The sequence below is a fragment of the Clostridium sp. CTA-6 genome (genome assembly GCF_054768115.1).
In genome coordinates this window covers 286,717-311,297 of record NZ_BAAAAU010000005.1, presented here as the reverse complement: position 1 = coordinate 311,297, position 24,581 = coordinate 286,717, and the positions used below count along the sequence as shown (strand labels likewise).

Below are 24,581 nucleotides of genomic sequence, written 5' to 3'. Positions count from 1 at the left end.
ATGGTATATTAGAAATATTTGAAAAAGCTGCCCCTATAGAATTTGCCTGAACCATATTACCTATAAATCCTAAGGCTAATATTATAGTTATAGAGAAAAAACTAGCTAAAAATTTACTTTTAAGTCCTTTGCTTATATAATAGGCTGGGCCTCCTGTCACTTCTCCATTAACTTTTTCTTTAAAAATTTGTGCTAAAACCGCTTCTCCAAAAATAGTTGCCATTCCTAAAAATGCACTAATCCACATCCAAAAAATTGCTCCAGGTCCTCCTGATACTATAGCTGTTGCTGCTCCGGCTAAATTTCCAGTACCTACTTGAGCCGCCACTGCTGTTGCTAATGATTGAAATGAACTCATTCCATCTTTACCTGCTTTTTTCCCTTTTAAACTTATACCTCCAAAGGCTTTTTTGAAGGACTCTTTGAATTTAGATACTTGAACAAATTTTAGAGACACAGTAAATATAATTCCTGTTCCACACAACAAAAAAATCAGTATATAATTCCACAGTACATTGTTTATTCCTTTGACTGCATTTAAAAGATCCATATATACTCCTCCTTGTAAATTAAATACACACATTACATATATATTCCATATAATCATATTAATTCCTGCCTGTGCGTTACATTTTTAACATATTTCTTTAAAAATATATTATAATATGCTAATCATAAAATATAATATAGTTTTACCCTTTATATCTTCATTAAAAAATATTTTATCATTATATATTAACTTACTTTAGTTTTTTATTATATTTACATCATTTTACTGTGTTAATATATAACAAAAAGCTAGAACTAAAATTTCACATCAAAGTTCTAGCTTTTTATTATTTTTTATAATTTTAAATCTCCATAATTATAGGTAAAACTATTGGTCTTCTCTTTGTTTTTTCATATAAATATTTTTCTACAGATTTTTTAATATTTGATTTCAATACATACCATTCAATTATTTTATTTTCTAAACAATTTTCTAGTTCCTCTTTTACTATTTCTTTTACTTCATTTATTAAGGCTTCTGATTCTTTTACATATATGAATCCCCTTGTTATTACATCCGGTCCTGCTATTACGCTGTAGGATTCTTTTTCTAGAGTTACTACTATAGTTAACATACCATCCTGTGCTAAATACCTTCTATCTCTGAGCACTATATTACCTACATCACCTACACCTATGCCATCCACAAATATGGATCCTGTACGAACCTTTCCTGATACTTTTGCTTCCTCATGTGATATTTCTAAAACTTGACCTGTTTCTAAAGAGAAGATATTCTCTCTTTCCATGCCTAACTCCATGGCTAAATCCACATGTCGTTTTAGGTGCCTATATTCTCCATGTACTGGCATAAAATATTTAGGATGCACTAATGTATGAATTAATTTTAATTCTTCCTCATAAGCATGACCAGATACATGTACCTCTTCTAATGCTTCATATATTACATCTGCGCCCTTTTTAAATAACTCATTTATTACTCTAGATATAAGTTTTTCATTCCCTGGAATTGGTGATGCAGAAATAATAAATAAATCCTTTGGCTCTATAGCTATTTTCCTATGATTAGAATAAGCTATTCTTGCAAGAGCTGCCATAGGTTCTCCTTGACTTCCAGTAGTTATTATGGTTATTTGTTCGTTAGGATAATTTTTCATTTCATCTACAGTTATCAAATAAGTTTCTGGTATATGAAGATATCCTAAATCCATAGCTACCTTAGATATATTTTCCATACTTCTCCCGCTAAAGGCTACTTTTCTTCCATACTCTATAGATGCATCTATTATTTGTTGCATTCTATGTATGTTTGAAGCAAAAGTTGCTACAATAACTCTTCCTTTAGCATTTGAAAAAATTTTAGTTAAAGTTTCTCCTATGGATTTTTCTGAAATTGTGTGTCCCTTACGCTGCACGTTTGTACTATCAGCCATAAGAAGCAATACTCCTTTTTTACCTAATTCAGCAATACGATGGAAATCCATTACTAATCCATCAATAGGTGTGTAATCTATTTTAAAATCACCGGTATGTAATATAACTCCCACCGGTGTATGAATAGCTATAGAACAAGAATCCGCTATGCTATGGGTATTTCTTATAAATTCCACCTTTAAATTTTTTAGTTCTACTATATCTCCTGCTTCCACCTTATTAAGCTCACAATCTGAGAGCATATTATGTTCTCTTAGTTTATTTTCTACTATACCTAAGGTTAATGCAGTACCATAAACAGGTCTATTTAATTGTTGCAAAATATAAGGTAAAGATCCTATATGGTCTTCATGTCCATGAGTTAAAAAAATGGCTTTTACTTTATCTTTATTATTTAAAAGATATGTTATATCTGGAATAACCAAATCTACACCATACATCTCCTCGTCTGGGAAAGATATACCACAGTCTATAATAACTATTTCATTTTCATATTCAAAAGCAGTTATATTTTTACCAATTTCTCCAAGTCCACCTAAAGGAATAATCTTTATACTATCTTTATTACTCATTTCATACCCTCCTCTTTCAGTATTTATAAATTTTTTATATGTTGTACTTATTATATTATTTTGCTCTTTAAATTAATAAAATTAACTAAAGAAGTAATGCTTATTATAAAATTTTTCATTTATCTTATTTTGGCTACTCTAAGCTAAATTAATTCCCTTTATTTATATTTTTAAAATTTTATCATTATTATTCTTTACCTAATCATACCATTGTTAATACATAATCCATATATATTATAATAAGCTTTAATAATATTTTTACATATTATTAAAAATGAAGTGTATTTTACTATACTTTATAATAAAAATTTTAATGCTAAACCTTAATAAATATAAGTAAGGGTATCTCTTAATAGATTTAATTTTAATATAGCAAAGATAAAAGTTTATGAAGTGTATTTTTTATCTTTATGCTGTTAAATTTAAATCCATTTTTTGAGATACCCTCTTATTATATATTTACTCTAAATTATTTGTTTTCTCCAAAGACTTTTTCATAGTCTTTCATAAATTTTTCAATTCCTATATCAGTTAATGCATGCTTTGACATTTGAATTATAACTTTGTATGGTATTGTAGCTATATGAGATCCTGCCATTGCAGCTTCCAATACATGCATAGGTGTTCTTATACTGGCTGAAATTATTTCTGTTTTTATTCCATGAATTTTAAACATATCAGCTATTTGTTCTACAACTTCAATACCTGGATTCCCTATATCATCCAATCTTCCTAAAAAAGGACTTACATAGGTAGCTCCTGCTCTAGCTGCTAATAAAGCCTGCATTGATGAAAATATTAAGGTTACATTTGTTTTTATTCCCTCTTTAGATAGAACGCTAACTGCTTTTAACCCTTCTTCGCACATGGGTATTTTTATAACTATGTTTTTATGCAATTTGGATAGCTCTCTTCCTTCTTCTATCATTTTCTTATGTTCTAAACTTATAACTTCTGCACTTATGGGACCATCTACTATACTACAAATTTCTTCTACTACTTCTTTTAAATCTCTTCCTTCTTTTGCTATTAATGAAGGATTTGTTGTAACTCCTGACAAAACTCCTAATTGGCTTGCTTTTCTTATCTCTTCTACATTGGCCGTATCTATAAATATTTTCATTTTGTCATCTCCTTTAAATATTTCATGTAGATTACACTACAATAATTATATTTATTTTATTATTATATTTCTTATTATACATTTTCTCTCATAAAGTTCAAAATTCATTTTATTCCTTCTAATTTAATTTTTTACCAATTTCTTTTATTGTCTGAATATTTATAACTCTTTCTTCATATTAATCAATTCTTTAAATAAAATCTATATAAATACATGGTCAAAGCCTATTTTAAAATCTAAATAATATAATCTACAAAAACTATTACTATATATTTAATTTCTAGCAAAAGGATTATGTGATTATAATATTAATTAATTATCACATAATCCTTTCTATTTACACATTTAATATAATCTTACCTGTTCTATTTCTAAGTTAAGTTACTTATTTTTTATACATTTTAGTTTACTCTTTGTGCTTTACTTTTTTCCTTTTTTCTTTAATCCAAGTCCTAGTCCACTAATTATGACCCCTAATGACCCTAATAGACCTGAGTTAATAGGTGATCCTGTTTTAGGTAAAACTTTTCCTGTAGCTTTCCCTTCTTCCTTTCCCCCATCTGCTAGTGAATTTATCTTTACAAGCTTATCCTCTTTTTTAAAATTTTCACTATTGCTTTCATCCTTTTCTGAAGCTATATTATTATATTCCTTTATAGATTTTAAGCTATTTTTATCAGGAACTATTCTAAAGGAAACTCTGGAATTATCCATTGGAACTACATTCATAGTTAATTTTATTTTTGAATCTAAGCTGTTTATTGGGAATTTTATTCTACTAATTTCTTCTCCATTATTATTCTTTATCTTCTCTATTACTGTAGGTGTTATTTCTTTTCCATCCACTGTAGCTGTTATATTTTTCATCCAATCTGTTCTGTTTAAAGTTACTATAAGATATTTTTTTGCATCTTTAACTTCATAATTTATATCTTTCACATATTGAGCTGACATAGATGGATCATCACTATTTTCTTTTAGAATTTTTGCCTTCAAACTATATAATCCATCTTTTTCTTCTTTCGATATTGGTTTTGTTTCCGGTTTTTGTTCTGCTTTGGTTTCTGACTTCCCTTCATCTGGTTTTGTATCTGATTTGTTTTCTGGCTTTTCTGTATCTGGTTTAGTTTCTGGCTTTTGTTCTGGTTTTGTATCTGATAATTTTAATGTATCCTCCTTTAATTTAACACCAAAATTAACATCTTTATTCATTTCATCAATATATGTTTTCACTTGTATATCAGAATCTAAACTAGGTACTTCAAATTTAATTGTACTAATCTTACTGCTATTATTATTCGTAGCTACTGGTAAGGCTGAAGCTAAGTATTTTCCCTTATTATTATTAAGTGTACTTATTTTAACAGGTTTACCATCTACAAACACAACTAAATTTTTAGCATATTTTTCATTAGATAGTTTTAAGACTATAAATATTTTTTTATCTTGAACTTTAACTTCAGTATCTATTTTTAAATACTTTTGGATTTCTTCAGATTCCTTTGCATCAGGAGCTACTATTGAATTTTCAACTTTATATACTCCATTTTCTAAATCTTTTTTATTGTCTGGTTTCACTTCTGGCTTTTCTTCTGGTTTTGTTTCTGGTGTTACTGAATTTGAATTTACTATTCTAAACCCTACTGTTGCATTACCCATTGGTACTACATTCATATGTAGCATAACCTGTGAATTTTCACTATTTACCTCAAATGTTAAATCAGCATTTTCACCGGATTGTTTTTTATTATAACTTACACTTTGTCCATCTACTGATACTTGTATATTTTTCATCCAATCTACTTTGTTTAATGTTATTGTAAAAAACCTTTTACCATCCTTTTCCGTATAAGTAACATTTTTATTTAAATATTGTCCTGCCATAGATGGCTCATTTGAGTCTTCTTTTAAAGCTACTACATTTATTTGTTTTTTTGTTTCTGGCTTTGTTTCAGGTTTTGTCTCCGGTTTAGTTTCTGGTTTAGTTTCTGGTTTTGTCTCCGGTTTAGTTTCTGGTTTAGTTTCTGGTTTTGTCTCCGGTTTTGTTTCTGGAGTTTCTTCTTTATATTCCTGTATTAATTTAATGGTATCTTTTTGTAAAAATAATCTAAAGGATACATCTTTATTAATAAAAAATACTGGATTTATAGTCATATTAAATTTCACTTCTGAATCTAAACTATTTACTTCAAATTTTACCTTACCTTTATTTTCTTCCTCTATTTTTGTAGTTTTTATTGTTGCATCTTTTCCATCTACCATTACTTTAATATTTTTCATAACATCAAAAGAACTAAAGTTTGTTATTAAATATTTTTTTCCATCTTTTATTTCATACTCTACTTTATCTAAATAACTATTTGATTTTGATTCTTCATCTGAATCTTCTTTTAATGCTTTTGCTGATACTTCATATAAACCATCTTTTCTAGCTTCTGGTTTTATTTCTGAATTGGTGTCCGGTTTTTCTTCCGGCTTGGGCTCTGGTTTTGTCTCCGGATTTGTTTCTGGAGTTTCTTCTTTGTATTCCTGTATTAATTTAACTGTATCTTTTTCTGGAACTACTCTAAACCCTACTCTAACATTTCCCATTGGTACTACATCCATATTTATCATTACTTTTGAATCTAAACTTCCAATTTCAAATGTTATTTTCCCTTTTTCTTCCTCACCATTTCTTTCAATAGTTTTAACTGTTGGATTAATTTCCTTTCCATCTACTGTGGCTGTTATATTCTTCATCCAATCAGTTCTTTTTAAAGTTAATATAAAATATTTTTTACCATCTTTTATTTCATAATTTATTTTTTCTAAGTAACTACCTGCCATAGATTCTTCATTACTTTTTTCTTTTAATGTTTTTGCTGTTAATTCATATAATCCATTTTTCCCTATTTCTTCTGGATTCACTTCAGGTTCTGTTTCTGGAGTTTCTTCTTTATATTCCTGTATTAATTTAACTGTATCTTTTTCTGGAACTATTCTAAACCCTACTCTAACATTTCCCATTGGTACTACATCCATGTTTATCATTACTTTTGAATCTAAACTTCCAATTTCAAATGCTATTTTCCCTTTTTCTTCCTCACCATTTCTTTCAATAGTTTCGACTGTTGGATTAATTTCTTTTCCATCTACTGTAGCTGTTATATTTTTCATCCAATCAGTTCTTTTTAGTGTTAATACAAAATATTTTTTACCTTCTTTTATTTCGTAATTTATTTTTTCTAAATAACTGCCTGCCATAGATTCTTCATCATTTTTTTCCTGTAATGTTTTTGCTGTTAATTCATATAATCCGCTTTTCCCTATTTCTTCTGGCTTCACTTCAGGTTTTGTTTCTGGCTTAGTATCAGGTTTTTCCTCTGGATTTATTTCTGGCTTAGTGTCAGGTTTTTCTTCCGGATTTGTTTCTGGCTTAGTGTTAGGTTCTTCTTCCGGACTTGTTTCTAGTTTAGTATGAACTTTTTCTTCTGGATTTGTTTCTGTCTTGGTATCAGGCTTTGTTTCAGGAATTTCTTCTTTGTATTCCTCTATTAATTTAACTGCATCTTTTTCTGGTACTATCCTAAAACCTACTTTAGCATTCCCCATTGGTACTACATTCATATTTAACATTATTTTTGAATCTAAACTTCCAATTTCAAATCTTATTTTTCCTTTTTGTTCGCCTTTATCATTTTTTTCAATAGTTTCAACTGGTAGATTAATTTCATTTCCATCCACGGTAGCTGTTATATTTTTCATCCAATCAGTTCTATTTAATGTTAATATAAAATATTTTTTTCCATCTCTTATTTCATAGTTTACTCTTTCTAAATAACCACCTGCCATAGATGTTTCATCATTATTTTCTTTTAATGTTTTTACTGTTACTTCATATAATCCACTTTTCTCTTTGTTTTTATTAACATTTTGTACTGCGGCTTTTACTACATCATTCCCTTGAGCATATACTGGCATTGAAACAATTGGACTACCTAAAACTCCAATATTAGTTAAGAATACTAATGTTGCAACTCTTTTAGATAAACTTTTATTCATTGTTTTACCCCCTATTAATTAAATTTTATTTATATTATTAAACTTTTACATTTATAAATTTTCATATATTGATAAATATTATTGTGCTTTAATCATTTAAAATAGACTTATTAAAACCTAATTATTGATATTGATTTTCTTTATCAATACCATTTTAAAAAAATATTTTTATACTCAATAATATCTATATATCAATATAAAACTAATATTTACACATCATAATGTACTACTTCTTCATTTCCGCTTTAACTATTAATCTTTTTTTACCCTTATCTGTACAAGTTACTATAGTCATACTTTTTTTATTTTCATCCTGATCTAATACACCTATTTCTGATGGTTCCACAACAAATTTTTTAGTTATAATATAGTCATATTCTCCCGTTAATGTTTTTATCTTAATTTCATCTTTTATATTTACCTTATAAAGCTCATTTAAAATTTCATTGTAAATAGTACTACTATGCCCTGCTATAGAAAAGTTACCATTAATTCCCGGCATAGCTGTATCTTTAAAATGTCCTAAATAATATCTTAAATCATCCATATTAGTTCCTTCAACAATTATAGATTGCAAACTTATAGAAGGTATCTCCATTATAGCTATTTTATCTCCATCACCATTTGTATATCTTATTGTCTTTCTTTTTTGTTTCCCATAATTCTTGTCATGATTTTTGTCATCATTTTTGCTGTTTTCCAAAGCTATATCATTATTAAACTCCTTTATAAGTTGGGCTTCCTTGTTTTTAGAATACATTCTTATACCTAAAGAACTGACCATTAGTACTAATCCAATTATTATAAATAGGCTTGATATAATATTTCTCTTCATACTTATTTACTCCTTATTTATTTGTAATTTATTAATGAATTTTCTTAGGAATAAAAATAAGTTTTTCTCCAAATTGATTTTTCAATATATTCATATCTACGCTATAAACATCTCTTATTAATTTTTTATTTAAAATTTCTTCTGGTTTCCCTAAAGCTTGTATTTCTCCATTTTTTAAAACTAAAACTCTGTTACTATATTTTGCTGCTTGATTTAAATCGTGAAGTACCATTACAACTGTTAATTTTAAATTTTCATTTAGCTGCCTTACTAATTCTAAAATTTCTATTTGATTATTTATATCTAAATAAGTTGTTGGCTCATCTAACAATAGAACTTTTGGTTTTTGTGCAAGGGCCATAGCTAGCCAAGTCCTTTGTCTTTCTCCTCCTGATACACTAGTAATTTTTTTATTTTCCATATGTTTAAGATTTGTATTTTCTAATGCCCAATCAATTATTTCTTCATCATCTTTATTTAAACTTTCAAACCATGCTTTATGAGGGTTTCTACCAAAGCCTACTATCCTTCTTATAGTCATATCCTTTGGAGCACTATTATGTTGAGAAAGACAAGCCATTTCTTTAGCTATATCTTTATTACTCATATCCCAAAGCAACTTTCCATCTAGATGGATGATGCCTTCCATAGGCTTTAATAACCTTCCTATAGCCTTTAGCACTGTAGATTTTCCTGAACCATTAGGTCCTATTATAGTAATCATGTCTCCTTTGTCTACCTGTAAATTGAAATTTTTAACTATAACTTTATTACTATAACCTATGGTAAAATCCTGTATATTAATCATCACTCTTACGCCTCCTTAATAGGAATAAGAAAAATGGTCCACCTATCATAGCCATTATTACTCCGACTGGTAACTCTATGGGCCTTGCTATATATCTTGCCATAGTGTCTGCTAAAAGTAATAAAATAGCTCCCAATATAGCACTCATTGGTATTAAATATTTATAATCATACCCTATTACTAATCTGCATATATGAGGAATAATAAGTCCTAAAAAACCAATGATACCCACTATTGAAGTGCTTATACCTGCCAAAAATACTGCAACTAAAGATATAAACATTCTAGTTTTATTAACATCTGCCCCTAAATTAGTAGCCACATCATCTCCTAATGCTAAAAGATTGGCACCTTTTATACAAAATAGCGATAATATTATACCTAATATACTATAAGGTACAAGATACTTAACTTCATTCCATCCTCTATAGGCTAAACTTCCATTTATCCATAAAAGCATGCCCTGAATTTTATCACTATTTAAAATAGATAATAGTGAAGTAGCTCCTAAAAATATAGCATTTACAGCTACTCCTGCCAAAATTATTCTTAAAGAATTTAATCCATTATCCCAGGAAAGGGCAAAAACCATAATACAAGCTAACATCGCTCCTAAAAAAGCCATTAAAGGTAATATTTTATAAAACTGTGGAAAATAAATCATTACTATAATAGCCACTAAGCTTGCTCCTGAAGACACTCCTGTGATTCCTGGATCTGCTAATGGATTTCTCATAACAGATTGCAAAAGGGCTCCAGATATAGATAAAGATGCTCCCACAAATATTGCTATAATTATTCTAGGTAATCTCATATCCATAACTATGCTAGAATTTATTTCATTGCCTTTACCTAAAAATATATTTACTATATCTTTAACATGTATGTCTGTGCTTCCTACCCCAATAGTTAAAGCAGCTAAAACTATTAGTAGTATAAAAGATAAAATTATCATCATTATCTTAGTTTTATTCTTCATATTTTTCATATATTTCACCATTTCTATAGTTATTTATATAAATAATCCTTCATTTTTTCTAAAGAATCTGCTATTTTTATATCTCCTGTAACTCCAAAAAATTTAGGATCCAAATCATATACTTTATTTTCTTTTACCGCTTTAAACTTCTTCCATTGAGGGTTAGTCTCAAATTCTTTTTCTGTTTGCTTTTTAGCTTCATCTATATATCCATGATACATCCTAAAAATAACATCTGGATTTTCCTTTAATGCAGCCTCTAAAGAAAATGGTACATATTGACCCTTAAGATTTGCTTTATTTGCTATATTTTCTCCACCTAGTTTATTAATAAGACTTCCCGTAAATGAATTTTCACTGGCTAGCATAAAGTGTCCTGGTGCTCCAAACAGAATCATAACCTTTACCTTTTTATTTTTATCCACATCTTTCATTACTTCTTTTTCTTTTCTTTCTATTTCTTCAACTAAATTTTTACCATTTTGTTCTTTCCCATATTTCTTAGATTTTTCTAGTATAGTTTTTTTCACTGAATCATAGGAATCCAGATTGCAATATTCTGTATTTATACCACTAGCTTTAAGCTTATCTCCTATCATCTCCTCTAAAGCACCTGATGTAATATATACATCTGACTTTAAACTCTTAACTTTTTCTAAATCAGGGTTCATTGGTAACCCCACTTCTGGCAACACTTTTATTTTATCTGATATTTCATATTGAGTACTTGCTCTTCCTACCATTTTAATATCTAATTTTGATAACATTTCTGCCACAGCCACACTACCAGCTACAATTCTTATATTTTTTCCTTCTTTAGCTGATATATTATTAGAACTTGTCTTATCTACCTTTGAATTTCCACAAGCAATAAGAGAAAGACACAGTATAGTGCACGTAATTAAAGATAAAAATTTTTTCATAAACTATTCCTCCTATTTATTATAGGACTTGATTTTAAGAAAACAGATTTTTTATATTCAGTTTAAACTCTTAAAATTTATTTTCTCTTTTTCAATAACCCTGCTCCCAACAAAGTACTTAATCCACCCATTAATAATAAACTGCCATTGGAAATTGGGAAACCTGTTTGGGGTAATTCTTTTTCAGCATTACTACTTTTACTGCTTTTATTATTATCATCATCCTTCTTTGAACTTTCCTTAGGACTTTCTCCAGATATTTTTTTAATATCATCATTAAGGACGATTCTAAAAGCTACATCTGCATTATCCATTGGAACTACATTCATTCTAATTTTAATATTAGGTTTTTTATTTGGTATTTGAAATTTTATTGCAGCTACTTTACCTTCATTATCTTGACTCGCATGTTCATATTGAACTGATGCATCATCTACTAAAACTTTGATATTTTTCATCCAATCATTTCTTAAAACTTTAAAAGTAAAATACATATTTCCACCTTGTACCTCTAAGACTCCATTGCTATCAACGTATTGTCCTGCCATAGATAATTCCGCACCTTTTTCTTTTAATGTTTGAAAACTTACACTGTATTTCCCATCTTCAAGTCCATCTTTTTGAGCTAATAATACTATATTTTTATTGCTGTGTACTTGTCCATGATTATTATTTATATCTGTAGCTAAAACTGAACTTGAAGATATTAATATGCCTGTTGATATGGCACCAGCTAATGTTAATTTTATAAATTTATTTTTCATACTTACTTCCTCCTTATTAATCTTTAAATTAAACTAAAATTAATTTATTTAATTTTAGAAATTTTAATTAAAAATATAAAAACTTTAAAATTATGATATTATTAACAATTTATATATATTTTCAAATTATAACCACCTCATTCCATTTAATGAACCTTATTCATTATAACACTGCATTTATATTTTTTCAACGGTTATTGATTTTCATTTTCAACTAAATAATGGGATTTTCATATTATTTATGAACTTTTTTCTAATGAAATCAAGTTATTTTACAAATTATCTATTATATATAAGTTAAATTTAATGTTAATTTATACTAATTACTAAAGAATCTATTTAATTATATATTGAAATTATCAGTTAACATTATTTATCACTCATTTATTATTAAAAATTAAAACCCTTACTTATTTAATTGAAAATTAAATAAGTAAGGGGTTTAATTTTTATCTATGTATAAAGATATTTTTTATAAATTTACAGTAAAAATATTTTAATCACTATTATCTTTTATTAATATTTTTGTATAGAAAGTACATCTTCAATTCTTTCTAGAGAATATTCATATGCATCATAAACTCCTTTATTATAAATCTCTGGCGCTAGTTCTTCCAAAAAAAAATCTAAAATCATACCCGCAGCTAAGTCTCCTAACTCTTCCTCTCTTTCATTATAAAAATATTCTTTTATGGAATCTATCATCACTTTCTTCTTTTGTTTATCTATTACAATAACATTTTTTTTCTTCAAAAATACACCTCCAATTAATATCTTCAAAAACATTGTACCATCTTATTTTTTATTAGTCTAAAATATGTTAGATAAAATATTAGTATGTTCTATAAATATCTTAATACCTATAAATATTAGCACAATACCACCTAAAATTTCTGCTCTCTTTTTTAATAGCTCTCCACACTTTTTACCTATCATAACTCCAATAAAACATATAACAAAGGTTATAATACCTATAATACTTATGGTACTTATTATTGAAACCTTTAAAAATGCAAAACTTACTCCTACAGCTAATGCATCTATACTAGTAGCTATAGCAAGAAAGGTAAGAGTTTTATTATTTAAACATTTTTTTTCTCCTTCCGAATAGTCACAGGCAATTTCATCCTTATGATCTTTACTCTTCTTAACACTATCATATATCATTTTTCCTCCAATAATAGAAAGTAGTATAAGAGCTATCCAATGATCTAATGCTGCTATATAACTTTCAAATTTTATTCCTACAGACCATCCTATTAAAGGCATCAGTGCTTGGAATCCTCCAAAAAATAATCCTATCCTTATTCCCTCCGAGACTGTAACCTTACTTATCATAGCTCCATTTGTTATAGACACTGCAAAAGCATCCATGGACAAACCTATGCTAATTAATATTATACTAACTAAGTCCATTATGTTTCCTCCTTAACATAATTTATAAAATATAAATTCTATGCAATAAAAAAGACTCCATGCATAGCTAAAAGCTATACATGAGTCTCATTATTCAAGACAAGCCAGACTTTTACAAGTCAATATGTTGACTTTGCCACACAATATTTTAATATTGTGCCAATTACTCCCTCATAATAGTTACTTAAAATTTATATTTGTTAACTCTAATTATATGATATATTAAAGTATAAGGTCAAGAAATTTTAAATTCTAAAAATGCATCCACTATTGTTTAAAACTATTAACTACATAAGTTTCAGAGAATTTTTCATAAAACATTCTTTTCTCTTTATTAAATAAACCTTTTATAATCATTATCCCTATTATAGCAAGAATAATGAAATAAATTAGAACTACAGCAACTAAAACATATCCTTCAAAATTTAATTTAGCTACATAGTTAAATACTGTCAAAATTATTAACCATAAATATCTTTTTAAAACTTGCATTAATGTTAATCTATTGTTATTTTCATTTATAACTCTTATCTTCACCAGTTTTTTACCTATTGTATAACCATTAGTTATATATATAATTAAAACTATATACAATATAAAAATAAAGGAAGTTATTTTATCATTTTTTAGTACCGAAAATAGTATATTTATTATAAATGAATCTATAAAGAAAGCTATAGCCCTTCTAGTATAAGATATTTTTAATTTATAATCATATTTATTATCTATTTTATTAACATCAGGAAGTATATTACCTACTATAGGCACTAAGTAATATCCCATTATACCACCAGAAGTGTTTAATATAAGGTCATCTACATCAAATAATCTATATGCATATTTATATATACCAAATATTCCTGTTAATTGTGTTACTTCAAAAAATAAAGAAGTACAAAATACGATCATCAGTGTTTTCTTAAAACTTTTCTTATATGCATATTTTAAGAAAAAACCTAAAGGTGTTAATAATATTATATTAAAGGAAACTTGCCAAAATCCTCTATTTTTTAGTGCTGCAAAAATAGGTTTATACCCACTATTTATGAGAGATTTATATTCTCTTATAAAATCTCCTATAAAATTGAATGGTTGTAATTGGGGCCTAACTATAAATTTAGGAACATAATCTTGAGGTGGTAAAGGCAATATTACTAAATAAAAAGCTGAAATTATATAGAAAATAAAAGCTACATGCATAAATGATCTATACTTACTTATAAATCCATGTTTTCTATATTGAAAAATACAATATGGAATAAAAGCCATATAAATTAAAATAGGTACTGTTAAAACTGCAACCTTTATAGGAAATACGTATATTCCCACAATTAACACCTCTTTTCATTAAAATTATATATATAATATTTTTATAATTTTAATTTAGATAAAGCCTCTGCTAAAGCCGAATTTATTGGTTCATCATTTTCTTTTTGCATTTTTTTCATATATTTATCCACATCTCTTTTATTTAATTTCCCTTGATTGTTTCTATATTTTTTATTAAAAGAAGAAAGTTTTTCTCTAAAACTACATCTTGTGCATACATAGATTTGACCCTGTCCCTCTCCTCTAAGTTGTAATTTCACATGACACTGAGGACATCTTACATTGGTAAATCTGCTTACATTTTCTCTATAACCACATTCTCTATCCTGGCACACATTCATAATTCCATTTTTACCCTTAACTTCTAACATATATTTCCCACATTGTGGACATTTTTTACCGGTTAAATTATCATGAACAAATTTATCCTTGCTATTTTTTACGTCCTCTACAAGTTTTGTAGAATAGTCTCTCATTTTATTTATAAATATCTGTCCTCTTAATTTACCTTTACTAATGGAATCTAATTCTCTTTCCCATTTTGCTGTTAAAAGTGGTGACTTTAAGTCCTCCGGTACTAAATCTATAACTTGTTTTCCCTTTGAAGTTGGAACTATTTCTTTTCCTCTTTTTTCTATATAAAAAGTATTATACAATTTTTCAATTATATCTGCTCTAGTAGCAACAGTTCCAAGTCCACCAGTCTCTCCTAATGTTTTAGAGCTTTCTTTATCTAAACTCATATATCTTTGAGGGTTTTCCATAGCAGATAATAAAGTGCCCTCATTAAATCTAGCTGGTGGCTTTGTTTGACCTTTGTTTATTTTAAAGTTAGAAAATTCTATGCCATCTCCCTTATTAATCTTAGGAAGAGTTTGATCTTTTATATCATCACTATCTGAGTTATTATCTTTATCATACAATTCCTCTCTATCATAAACTGCTTTCCATCCTTTTGATTTTATAACTTTTCCCTTTGCTATAAATTTTTCACCCACAACCTCTGCTTTAATGGTAGTTTGAATATATTCAAAAGGTGGTAACATAACCGATAAAAATCTTTTAATAACTAAATCATAAATATTTCTTTCTTCACTACTTAAGTTACCTAATCTAGGCTTTTCTTCTGTAGGGATTATAGCATGGTGATCTGAAACCTTACTATCATCTACAAAGCCTTTATGAGCTTTAATATTTCCCTTTAATATTTCATTTGCAAACCTACTGTAATTACCAATGGATATAGCCTTTAATCTATCTGGTATTGTAGCTACAATATCCTTTGAAATATATCTAGAATCTGTTCTTGGATAAGTTAAAATTTTGTGATTCTCATATAATCTTTGCATTATAGATAGGGTTTGTTTTGCTGAATATCCAAATATTCTATTAGCGTCCCTTTGAAGCTCTGTTAAATCATAAAGAGCTGGAGCATATTTCTTTTTATTGCTTTCCGTTACCTCTATTATTTTCCCCTCTTTACCTGTAATCTTTGAAACTACTTTTTTAGCTAAGTCTTCATTAAAGGTATTAAATCCACCTTTGACATTTTCCCAATGCATTGTAAATCCTTTAGTCTTACCTTCTATGGTATAATAATCCCTAGGTTTAAAATTCTTTATTTCTTCTTCTCTTTGAACTATCATAGCTAGGGTAGGCGTTTGAACTCTTCCTGCTGAAAGTTGAGCATTGTATCTACAGGTCAAAGCTCTTGTAACGTTAAGTCCTACAATCCAGTCAGCTTCTGATCTACACACTGCTGAATGATATAAATTTTCATAATTCTTTCCTGGTTTTAAATTTCTAAATCCATCTAAGATAGCTTTATCTGTTTGTGAAGAAATCCAAAGACGTTTTATAGGCTTTTTAAAACCTACTTTATCAATTATCCATCTGGCTACAAGCTCTCCTTCTCTTCCTGCATCTGTAGCTATAACAAGTTCTTCTACATCTTTTCTTATCATTACCTTTCTAACTTCACTAAAATGCTTTGAAGTCTTCTTTATAACTGTAGTTTTCATTTTTTTAGGTAGCATTGGAAGGGTATCCATGCTCCATTTTTTATATTTTTCATCGTAACTTTCAGGATCAGATAAAGTTATTAAATGTCCTAAAGCCCAAGTTACAATATATTTATTTCCTTCTAAATAACCATTACCCTTTTTATTGCATTTTAAAACCTTAGCTAAATCTCTTCCTACACTAGGTTTTTCTGCTAAAACTAATACTTTTCCCATAAATAATTATCGTCCTTCCATAAATAATTCCTTTTTTAATAAAAAATAAGGATAGATATACTTACTACCCTTACATTACATATATATAATTATATATTAAATTCAAAGTAAAGTTATATATTATATAATATATCTTAATATTTTTATACATCCATAATAAAACTTACTTAACTATATTTTCTTTGTTGATTAACTATTTAATTGTTATTACTCCATTATAAACTAAATATTTAATTAATACAAAATATTTAACAATATATAAGAAATTTCACATGAAAATTCCAGTGAAAATTATACATCTAAAAGAATATTCATTGTAAAAAGGGCTAAAGCAAAATCCAGTAGAAAACTTGTTAATACTTGCTACTGGATTTAAATAATTTTATGACTTATTATTTTTAATATTCAGTTTTATCTCTATCCTTACTCCAGTACTCAAAAGCTTTTAGGGAAGATTTTTTATCAACTGCTTCTAAATTAAGTATATTTCTATCTTTGCAGCCTTCTTTTAAAAATTTCAATATATGCTCATCTCTAAAACCAATATCTCTAGCATCTTCTACTGTACATCCATAATATACTTTTGATATATTTGCCCAAATAATTGCAGACATACACATAGGGCAAGGCTCCGATGTTGTATATAATTCACATCCACTTAAATCAAATGTATTGAGTTTTTTACAGGCTTGTCTTATAGCATTTACTTCACCATGGGCAGTAGGATCATTGTCTCCTATTACGGTATTATGAGCTACTGCTATCACTTTTCCATCCTTAACTATTGCAGATCCAAAAGGACCTCCTTCATGATTTTTCATACCTTCCATACAACTTTTTACACATAAATCCATTATTTCATTTTTATCCATCTTAGTAACCTCTTAAAATCATTTAATAATTAAACTATATATCTTAATATTATACTTTTAAAACGCTCTTGTCAAAATTTACCTTCCAGTAATTATCATATTATACCCCTAAATATTATTTCCTTTTTAAAATAGCTTTTTTGGTAGCATTAAATATTTTATTATATCCGGTACATCTGCATAAGTGACCTGATATTTCTCTTTTTATTTCATCATCAGTATAGTCTTTTTGGCTTTCTACTAAAGCTGTTGTGGTTAAAACTAAACCTGGTGTACAGAATCCACATTGTACAGCTCCTTCATCTATAAAGGCTTTTTGAACCTCTGAAAGCTCACCTTTTTTTTGTATCCCCTCAATAGTTTTTATTGTTTTACCATCAGCCCAAGCCGCTAAGTAAATACATGAGTCTGTTGGGACACCATCTATTAAAACAGTACACGCTCCACATTCTCCTACAAGACATCCTTGTTTAACACCTGTTAAATGTAATCTACTTCTTAATACTTCTGATAAAGATTCTCTAATATCTATTTCTACTTCATACTTTTTATCATTAACTGTAAGTTTTATTTTTCTTTTTAAACTCATATATATTCCTCATCCCTCTCACTGTATAATACTACTTTATATCCTCGTCATTTTTTAAAATTCTCTGATCTTTTAATAGATTCTTTAATTCCTCTATAAGCTAATTCTTCTATTAAATGTTCTTTAAACTCCTTTGATGCATTCCAAAAATCTATTGCTTTTGAAGATTTTAGAGCTAAATTTCCTATTAATTTTATATTTTCATCAGTAACTTTCATATGTTTTCCTTCTACTTCAGCTATTTCACATCTTATAGGAGTTGGACCTGAAACTCCTAAAGCTACCCTTAAATCTTCAATCTTTTTATCCTTAACTTCTATCAGTACAGCAACTCCCATTAAAGCTATATCCATTGCATTTCTACTAGCAAATTTAATATAATTTCCATACTTATTTTCATAATCTTTTTTTTCAATAATTATACTAATTAATATCTCATCTTTTTTGATACTAACCTTTCCAGGACCCGTATAAAAATCTTTTATTTTAACTATTCTCTCGCCATTTTTAGACTTAAGTTTTAATTTACTATTTAATACAAATAATGATGGTGCACTATCTCCAGATACAGCTCCATTACAAACATTTCCTCCAATAGTTGCCATATTTCTAATTTGAGGACCTCCCATAGAAACTGCTGCTTCTGCTAGTATAGGAATGTTTTTATTTACTATATCATTTCTAAATATTTCTGAAAAAGTTGCCATAGCACCTATTTCTATTGAGCCATCTTCAAGTATTTTTATTTTATTTAAACTTTCTATGTTTCTAATACTTATTAAATTTAAAGAATTAAATCTTTCTTCATGAAGTTTTACAAGTACGTCCGTTCCTCCAGCTATTACTGTTAAATTATCATATTTTGATAATAATTTTAATACCTCTTCTAATGTTTTAGGTTCTAAAATTTCATTTATGTCATACATATTATTCCGCCTCCTATATAAGTCCAACCTTTTTAAATTTTTCAAAAACAGATTGAGCATCCATTGGCAATTTGTTAAATGCTACTCCTGTTGCATTTAATACCGCATTCCGTATAGCTGGTGCTGGAGAAATTGTTGTATTTTCACCTAAAGATTTTTGTCCATAACTAGATGTTGGATCATAAGTATTTACAAATTCACATTCTATATTTGGAGTATCCATAATAGTTGGAAGCTTATAATGTAAAAGATTATTATTTATTATAGCTCCTGTTTTTTCATCTATTATAAATTTTTCTGATAAGGCAAATCCTAAGGCCATACTAACACCACCATGTACTTGTCCTTCTGCTAACTTTTTGTTTAAAATTTTCCCTGAATCATGTATGTTATAAATATCTAAAACTTTTATTTTTCCTGTTTTTATATCAACTTCAACTTCTACAAAGGTTGCCCCATAAGCTATAGCATTATTTTTAACCTTTACAGTTAAATCACTTGTTACAGGTGCATATTTTTCTCTATTGTAATATGCTTCCATTGCAATTTCTTCTAAAGTATAAAGTTCTCTCTTTAATCCTTTTTCTATTACTTTTGCATCTACAATATCTAAAAGCTCTGCATTTAACCCACACTTATCACTAGCAATTTCTAGAACCTTTCTTTTTACTTCTGTTGCTGCTTTTTTTATAGCTTGACCTGCTATAAAAGATTGTCTTGATGCATAAGAACCTGTATCAAAGGGAGTAATATCTGTATCTTGTTGGGAAACTATTGTTACCATATCAAATGGTATTCCAATGGTTTCTGCTGCCATTTGACTAAATACTGTATCACTACCCTGTCCTATTTCTGTAGCCCCTACTTGAACTTGAATTGAGCCATCTTGATTCATTACTATTCTTGCTCCTGCTGCCTCAAGTGATACGGGCCAAGTTCCTGAAAAATAGCTAAAACAAGCCATTCCAACTCCTCTTCTTATAGAACCATTTTGATTTTTATATAATTGTCTTTTTCTATCCCAATCTATTAATGCTCTACCTCTTTTTAAACATTCTGGTAATCCAAAGGTTCTAACTACAAGATTTGATGCCGTATCTATATGACCTTTTTTTATAAAACTATTAATTCTAAAATCTACAGGATCTATATTTAGATCCTTACATATATCATCAATCATAGATTCTATAACAAAACACATTTGTGGTATACCATATGCTCTCATTGCACCTGCCACTGGAAGATTAGTATATATAGTTTTGGGGCGATACTTTTCCGCCTTTATATCATAAAGGGGTCTAATTTTACTTCCTGCACTCATAGCAATTGAATGTCCATGGGATGCATAAGCTCCATTATTTACAAAGTTCTCTATATCATAGGCTTCTATTTTATTATCTTTTGATAAAGCCATTTTAATATTTACTCGCATTGCATGTCTTGTTCTAGTTGCAACAATTGCCTCTTCTCTACTTAATTGTAACCTTACACATCTTCCATTAACTGCAAGAGACATTATAGCTGTAAGTGGCTCTATTATAACATCCTGTTTTCCTCCAAAACCTCCACCAACATAAGGCTTTATTACCCTTATTTTCCCAATAGATAACTTACAAGCTTTTGAAACTATCCTTCGTACAATATGTGGTATTTGCGTTGATGTTATAATAAGCATCCTACCTTTTTCATCAATCTTTGCCATAGCATTATGAGTTTCCATTTGACAATGTTGTACTATTTGAGTTTCATATTGGCCTTTATAAATTTTATCTGCATTTTTAAATACTTCCTCTAGATCTCCAACTGTTATACCAAAATCACTAACTATATTATTAGGTCTTTCATCATGAATGACAGGAGCTCCCTCTTTTATTGCTTCTTCTTGATCGATTACAAAAGGTAAAACTTCATATTCTACTTTTATTAATTTTAAAGCTTTTTTAGCTATAAGCTCATCATTTGCAACAACTGCTGCAACTGCATCTCCAACAAAACGTGCTTTATCTGTAAGTAATGAATAATCTTCTATATCTCTATGACTTGGATCTAATGAATATGGATGCCCTGCCGTAGGAAACTTTGTATTTGGTACATTTTTATATGTTAATACAGCTTCAACACCTTCTAAATTTTCAGCTTCTTTAGTGTCTATATTTTTTACTTTTGCATGGGCATAAGGACTTCTTAAAACCATTCCTACAAGTGATTCAGGTTCAAAATAATCTGAACAATACTTAGCTTTACCTGTAACCTTAGCTACTGCATCTACTCTATTTACGCTTTTTCCAATTAAATCATAAGAATCTTCCATATATAGTTCCCCCCTTTAACACTTTATTTCCTATAATAACTACATATATTATTTATTCTATGATTTCTTTTTTTCTTTTACTTCTCTTTTATATTTACTAGATATAAGCAAAACTATTAATGCTAAAACTGCATTTAACCATTGAGTTATCTGTATAAATATGTTCACTTTATTTATAGTTAGATTTATTGCTATACATGCAACTCCTACCGTTAATATAGCCCAGTATTGAAGACTTATCGCCTCTGCATTTTTTAATTTTAATAATTTATATATTTGTGGAAAAAATGAATATATCAAAGTAAAACTTCCCAGAGCTTGAGCAATATTCCCCCAAAAATGTAAATCAGTCATAATTAACATCTCCTATACTCAAATCTATTAAATTTATTTATGCTTTTTTTCTTTTTCACTAAAATAAACTATTAATGCAGTAGTTAAAATAGCAAATATAACATTTATAGATTGAATAATTAATTGCACCTTTGGGACTTCACATATAAATTGATTTATGCATATACAAGCTATACCAAAAGTCATTATTATCCAGTACTGTATACTATTATTTCCTGTGCTCTTAGTTTTTGATATAGTATAGATTTGTGGTAGGAAAGAATATAATACTAAAACTCCACCTATAATATTTATAATTGTTCCAAATTTTATTAAACCACTCATAGCACCCTTATCTTTAAAATTAAAACCTAAAAAATTTTTAGTTTTAATATTTTAAAAATAAGTCCCTCCCTTATTTTATTGATCCCTATTTTTTCTGTAATATCTATTAAGTTTCTAGAGATTTTATTATTAAATTAATATTTATTCCTCCTTTTCTTTAATATAAATATTTTTAATTACTTATACATAGATGCAAAAACTATACCAAAATACAATGAAAAAAATAGTAATTTATATATATATTTCCCAACAAATTTGTATATTTTTCCTGAAGAATATTATTAAACGTCTATATTTCAAGAAATATTTCTGCTGTAAAACATTACTAATCCACTCTATATAAAGGAATGTTTTTATTATAATGATAAATTACATATCATTTTGATAAATAATAAAATCCCTTTTAATTTAATATTTCCCCTTTTAATTTATCATTTTCATAAATTAAAATAACTATATATAATTAGAGCAAAATGCTAATATATAACCATTTTTATAATAATTTTATAATATTCAATTAAGTTTTATGAAATATTTTTATTTTCCTTTCACTATAGTACTTCAAAACTTGATCGTTAATATATATATTTAAGTATTAAAATTTATCAATATGATAACATTTCCATTAACTCTACCACTTTAAAATATATTTACTATGTTTTAAAGGGTAGTTTAATGTAATTATAAATAAAAAAAGTTAAAATACTTATTATAAATCTCTTAGCCTTTAATATTATAGATTAATTTTTTTGAAATATATAAAATGATTTTTTGGATTTTATAGCTTTTTATTATTCTATTTCATATTTTTATATTTTAATGAAAATATTCTGTTAAATAATTTAGCTTATAAAGAGTAAACTAGTAATGCGACAAAATTATTTTATAAAGTGAAAGGAACTGAAATTTATGTATTTATTGTATTTTATTTTAATTTTAATAATAATTCTTTTGTTATTATTGTTACTTATTCCTCTAAACATAAATTTATATATAAATTCTGAGCAAATTGATAATTCTTATATAGATTTTTCTTGGTTATATCCTTTTTTAAATATTAAATTAATTGTTAATGATGATGATATTTTTATAAAAATCTATATTTTTAAAAAGAACTTAAAAATTAAACAAATACAATTTAGTAATATTAAGTCTAAATATATTATTAAAGATAGAGTGAATATTCTTAAAAGTTTAGATTTAGATTATCTTTATTTAGATACTTATTATGGATTTAATGATCCTTTAATTACTGGAATATTGTGTGGATTTATAAATTTAATACCTAATCATTTGGATAAAAATGAAATATATAACAATCCTAATTTTATGGTGGATGATTCTTACTTTACTGCAAAGGCATTTGTAAAAATAAATATATTTTACGCTATCATAAAAATTTTAAAATCTTATATTAAAAATTATAATAAAAAACTTTCCTATAAATATAGGTAAAAAATAAGGAGGATTTAATAATGAACAATAATAAATGTTTTGATGAAAATATGAATGCTGTTTTTACTAAGGTGGAGGACTATATAAAACATGAAAACCTTTTAGGTGCTCCTGTTTCTGTTGAAAATAAAACATTAGTACCTATAGTTTCTGTAACTTTAGGTTATGGTAGTGGAAATCATTCCCCAAAAATGAATCAAAATACAACAGATTCTTCTCCTGCTTTAGGATTAGGTGCTAGAGTATGTACTGATGCTATAATGGTTATGGATAATGATTCTGTATCTATGTTACCAGTTTCTCAGAAAAACAATATGGATAAAATTATAAATAAAATACCTGAAATGGTTACTAATTTAAAACAAAATATGGGACAAAATAATCAACAAGCTGGATCTCAAAATACAGCTGCCTCTCAAGCAATATCAACAAATGCTCCTCAGGCAACATCAACAGCTTCTTCTCAGTCAACATCAACAAAGGCATCAACAGCTTATAGTGGTCAAAACACTAAAAAGAACTAACTTTTAAAGTTGGCATCAGATTAAAATTTAAATTATTATATTTAAATTTACAATTAAATAAGTAAAGGCTATGAATTTAGAAATATAATATTCCAAATTCATAGCTTTTTAGTTTAAAAATTAAATTTATATCTTAGTAAATTTAATAGAGCTTTATTTTAGTATATTAATAATTATTTTTTAATATATTAAAATTTCACTACTCTTTTAAATTTAGAAATTATTATAACAACTTTTAAAGTTATTATAACT

Annotated in this window: 21 protein-coding genes; 2 read left to right on the top strand and 19 right to left on the bottom strand. The window is 27.4% G+C overall.

Annotated elements, in window-relative coordinates:
* The 19 genes from ACYUDJ_RS10365 to ACYUDJ_RS10275 all read right to left on the bottom strand — a co-directional run.
* Positions 1-550 (bottom strand): alanine:cation symporter family protein (locus ACYUDJ_RS10365; protein ID WP_460277105.1); only part of this gene is annotated, 550 nt, incomplete at its 3' end.
* Between the two features lie 301 nt (positions 551-851).
* On the bottom strand, positions 852-2,516 hold the full coding sequence (locus ACYUDJ_RS10360) for a ribonuclease J (protein ID WP_043031780.1): 1,665 nt from the start codon (positions 2,514-2,516) through the stop codon (positions 852-854).
* Between the two features lie 469 nt (positions 2,517-2,985).
* Positions 2,986-3,639, bottom strand: a complete 654-nt coding sequence (gene fsa / locus ACYUDJ_RS10355) for a fructose-6-phosphate aldolase (RefSeq protein ID WP_003486915.1) — start codon at positions 3,637-3,639, stop codon at positions 2,986-2,988.
* Positions 3,640-4,059: 420 nt separating this feature from the next.
* On the bottom strand, positions 4,060-7,683 hold the full coding sequence (locus ACYUDJ_RS10350) for an NEAT domain-containing protein (protein ID WP_043031779.1): 3,624 nt from the start codon (positions 7,681-7,683) through the stop codon (positions 4,060-4,062).
* Positions 7,684-7,909: 226 nt separating this feature from the next.
* Positions 7,910-8,518 (bottom strand): class D sortase, encoded by a 609-nt coding sequence (locus ACYUDJ_RS10345; RefSeq protein WP_043031778.1) that lies wholly within the window; start codon positions 8,516-8,518, stop codon positions 7,910-7,912.
* Positions 8,519-8,549: 31 nt separating this feature from the next.
* Entirely contained in the window at positions 8,550-9,326 is a 777-nt protein-coding gene (locus ACYUDJ_RS10340) for an ABC transporter ATP-binding protein (RefSeq protein ID WP_043031777.1), read from the bottom strand.
* Positions 9,319-10,326: a FecCD family ABC transporter permease gene (locus ACYUDJ_RS10335; protein ID WP_043031776.1), complete on the bottom strand. Its 1,008-nt coding sequence runs from the start codon at positions 10,324-10,326 to the stop codon at positions 9,319-9,321. The genes ACYUDJ_RS10340 and ACYUDJ_RS10335 overlap by 8 nt, the downstream gene beginning before the upstream one ends.
* Before the next feature lie 8 nt (positions 10,327-10,334).
* On the bottom strand, positions 10,335-11,228 hold the full coding sequence (gene isdE, locus ACYUDJ_RS10330; protein WP_003486929.1) for a heme ABC transporter substrate-binding protein IsdE: 894 nt from the start codon (positions 11,226-11,228) through the stop codon (positions 10,335-10,337).
* 77 nt (positions 11,229-11,305) lie between these two features.
* The gene (locus tag ACYUDJ_RS10325; RefSeq protein ID WP_003486931.1) at positions 11,306-11,992 is read right to left on the bottom strand and encodes an NEAT domain-containing protein; all 687 of its coding nucleotides are present in this window, start codon (positions 11,990-11,992) and stop codon (positions 11,306-11,308) included.
* Positions 11,993-12,508: 516 nt separating this feature from the next.
* On the bottom strand, positions 12,509-12,745 hold the full coding sequence (locus ACYUDJ_RS10320; RefSeq protein WP_003362989.1) for a DUF2164 domain-containing protein: 237 nt from the start codon (positions 12,743-12,745) through the stop codon (positions 12,509-12,511).
* A 57-nt stretch (positions 12,746-12,802) separates the two neighbouring features.
* Positions 12,803-13,408 carry a manganese efflux pump MntP gene (locus ACYUDJ_RS10315; RefSeq protein WP_042385272.1) on the bottom strand — a complete coding sequence of 202 codons (606 nt, stop codon included), beginning with the start codon at positions 13,406-13,408 and terminating at the stop codon, positions 12,803-12,805.
* 267 nt (positions 13,409-13,675) lie between these two features.
* Positions 13,676-14,737 carry a VanZ family protein gene (locus ACYUDJ_RS10310; protein WP_043031775.1) on the bottom strand — a complete coding sequence of 354 codons (1,062 nt, stop codon included), beginning with the start codon at positions 14,735-14,737 and terminating at the stop codon, positions 13,676-13,678.
* A gap of 41 nt (positions 14,738-14,778) precedes the next feature.
* Positions 14,779-16,974 carry a DNA topoisomerase III gene (locus tag ACYUDJ_RS10305; protein ID WP_043031774.1) on the bottom strand — a complete coding sequence of 732 codons (2,196 nt, stop codon included), beginning with the start codon at positions 16,972-16,974 and terminating at the stop codon, positions 14,779-14,781.
* A 398-nt stretch (positions 16,975-17,372) separates the two neighbouring features.
* Positions 17,373-17,846, bottom strand: coding sequence for a nucleoside deaminase (locus ACYUDJ_RS10300; protein WP_003486942.1), 474 nt, complete (start codon positions 17,844-17,846; stop codon positions 17,373-17,375).
* A 115-nt stretch (positions 17,847-17,961) separates the two neighbouring features.
* Positions 17,962-18,435, bottom strand: a complete 474-nt coding sequence (xdhC, locus tag ACYUDJ_RS10295) for a xanthine dehydrogenase subunit XdhC (RefSeq protein ID WP_003486944.1) — start codon at positions 18,433-18,435, stop codon at positions 17,962-17,964.
* Positions 18,436-18,482: 47 nt separating this feature from the next.
* On the bottom strand, positions 18,483-19,361 hold the full coding sequence (gene xdhB, locus ACYUDJ_RS10290; RefSeq protein ID WP_042385274.1) for a xanthine dehydrogenase FAD-binding subunit XdhB: 879 nt from the start codon (positions 19,359-19,361) through the stop codon (positions 18,483-18,485).
* A gap of 13 nt (positions 19,362-19,374) precedes the next feature.
* On the bottom strand, positions 19,375-21,672 hold the full coding sequence (gene xdhA, locus ACYUDJ_RS10285; RefSeq protein ID WP_043031773.1) for a xanthine dehydrogenase molybdenum-binding subunit XdhA: 2,298 nt from the start codon (positions 21,670-21,672) through the stop codon (positions 19,375-19,377).
* Positions 21,673-21,729: 57 nt separating this feature from the next.
* Complete coding sequence (locus tag ACYUDJ_RS10280; protein WP_043031772.1) at positions 21,730-22,026, bottom strand: PQ-loop domain-containing transporter; 297 nt, start codon at positions 22,024-22,026, stop codon at positions 21,730-21,732.
* A 33-nt stretch (positions 22,027-22,059) separates the two neighbouring features.
* A complete protein-coding gene (locus ACYUDJ_RS10275; RefSeq protein ID WP_003486952.1) occupies positions 22,060-22,350 on the bottom strand; it encodes a PQ-loop domain-containing transporter in 291 nt (96 codons plus the stop codon).
* A gap of 1,176 nt (positions 22,351-23,526) precedes the next feature.
* Here ACYUDJ_RS10275 and ACYUDJ_RS10270 point away from each other — a divergent pair.
* Positions 23,527-23,805 carry a DUF2953 domain-containing protein gene (locus ACYUDJ_RS10270; RefSeq protein WP_236905681.1) on the top strand — a complete coding sequence of 93 codons (279 nt, stop codon included), beginning with the start codon at positions 23,527-23,529 and terminating at the stop codon, positions 23,803-23,805.
* A gap of 20 nt (positions 23,806-23,825) precedes the next feature.
* Complete coding sequence (locus ACYUDJ_RS10265; protein WP_043031770.1) at positions 23,826-24,329, top strand: GerW family sporulation protein; 504 nt, start codon at positions 23,826-23,828, stop codon at positions 24,327-24,329.
* Positions 24,330-24,581 lie beyond the last annotated feature (252 nt).

Coding starts and splice junctions, on each gene's coding strand:
- ACYUDJ_RS10360 (WP_043031780.1), bottom strand. CDS start 2,516: ATGAGTAATAAAGATAGTATAAAGATTATTCCTTTAGGTGGACTTGGA.
- fsa (WP_003486915.1), bottom strand. CDS start 3,639: ATGAAAATATTTATAGATACGGCCAATGTAGAAGAGATAAGAAAAGCA.
- ACYUDJ_RS10350 (WP_043031779.1), bottom strand. CDS start 7,683: ATGAATAAAAGTTTATCTAAAAGAGTTGCAACATTAGTATTCTTAACT.
- ACYUDJ_RS10345 (WP_043031778.1), bottom strand. CDS start 8,518: ATGAAGAGAAATATTATATCAAGCCTATTTATAATAATTGGATTAGTA.
- ACYUDJ_RS10340 (WP_043031777.1), bottom strand. CDS start 9,326: ATGATTAATATACAGGATTTTACCATAGGTTATAGTAATAAAGTTATA.
- ACYUDJ_RS10335 (WP_043031776.1), bottom strand. CDS start 10,326: ATGGTGAAATATATGAAAAATATGAAGAATAAAACTAAGATAATGATG.
- isdE (WP_003486929.1), bottom strand. CDS start 11,228: ATGAAAAAATTTTTATCTTTAATTACGTGCACTATACTGTGTCTTTCT.
- ACYUDJ_RS10325 (WP_003486931.1), bottom strand. CDS start 11,992: ATGAAAAATAAATTTATAAAATTAACATTAGCTGGTGCCATATCAACA.
- ACYUDJ_RS10315 (WP_042385272.1), bottom strand. CDS start 13,408: ATGGACTTAGTTAGTATAATATTAATTAGCATAGGTTTGTCCATGGAT.
- ACYUDJ_RS10305 (WP_043031774.1), bottom strand. CDS start 16,974: ATGGGAAAAGTATTAGTTTTAGCAGAAAAACCTAGTGTAGGAAGAGAT.
- ACYUDJ_RS10300 (WP_003486942.1), bottom strand. CDS start 17,846: ATGGATAAAAATGAAATAATGGATTTATGTGTAAAAAGTTGTATGGAA.
- xdhC (WP_003486944.1), bottom strand. CDS start 18,435: ATGAGTTTAAAAAGAAAAATAAAACTTACAGTTAATGATAAAAAGTAT.
- xdhB (WP_042385274.1), bottom strand. CDS start 19,361: ATGTATGACATAAATGAAATTTTAGAACCTAAAACATTAGAAGAGGTA.
- xdhA (WP_043031773.1), bottom strand. CDS start 21,672: ATGGAAGATTCTTATGATTTAATTGGAAAAAGCGTAAATAGAGTAGAT.
- ACYUDJ_RS10280 (WP_043031772.1), bottom strand. CDS start 22,026: ATGACTGATTTACATTTTTGGGGGAATATTGCTCAAGCTCTGGGAAGT.
- ACYUDJ_RS10275 (WP_003486952.1), bottom strand. CDS start 22,350: ATGAGTGGTTTAATAAAATTTGGAACAATTATAAATATTATAGGTGGA.
- ACYUDJ_RS10265 (WP_043031770.1), top strand. CDS start 23,826: ATGAACAATAATAAATGTTTTGATGAAAATATGAATGCTGTTTTTACT.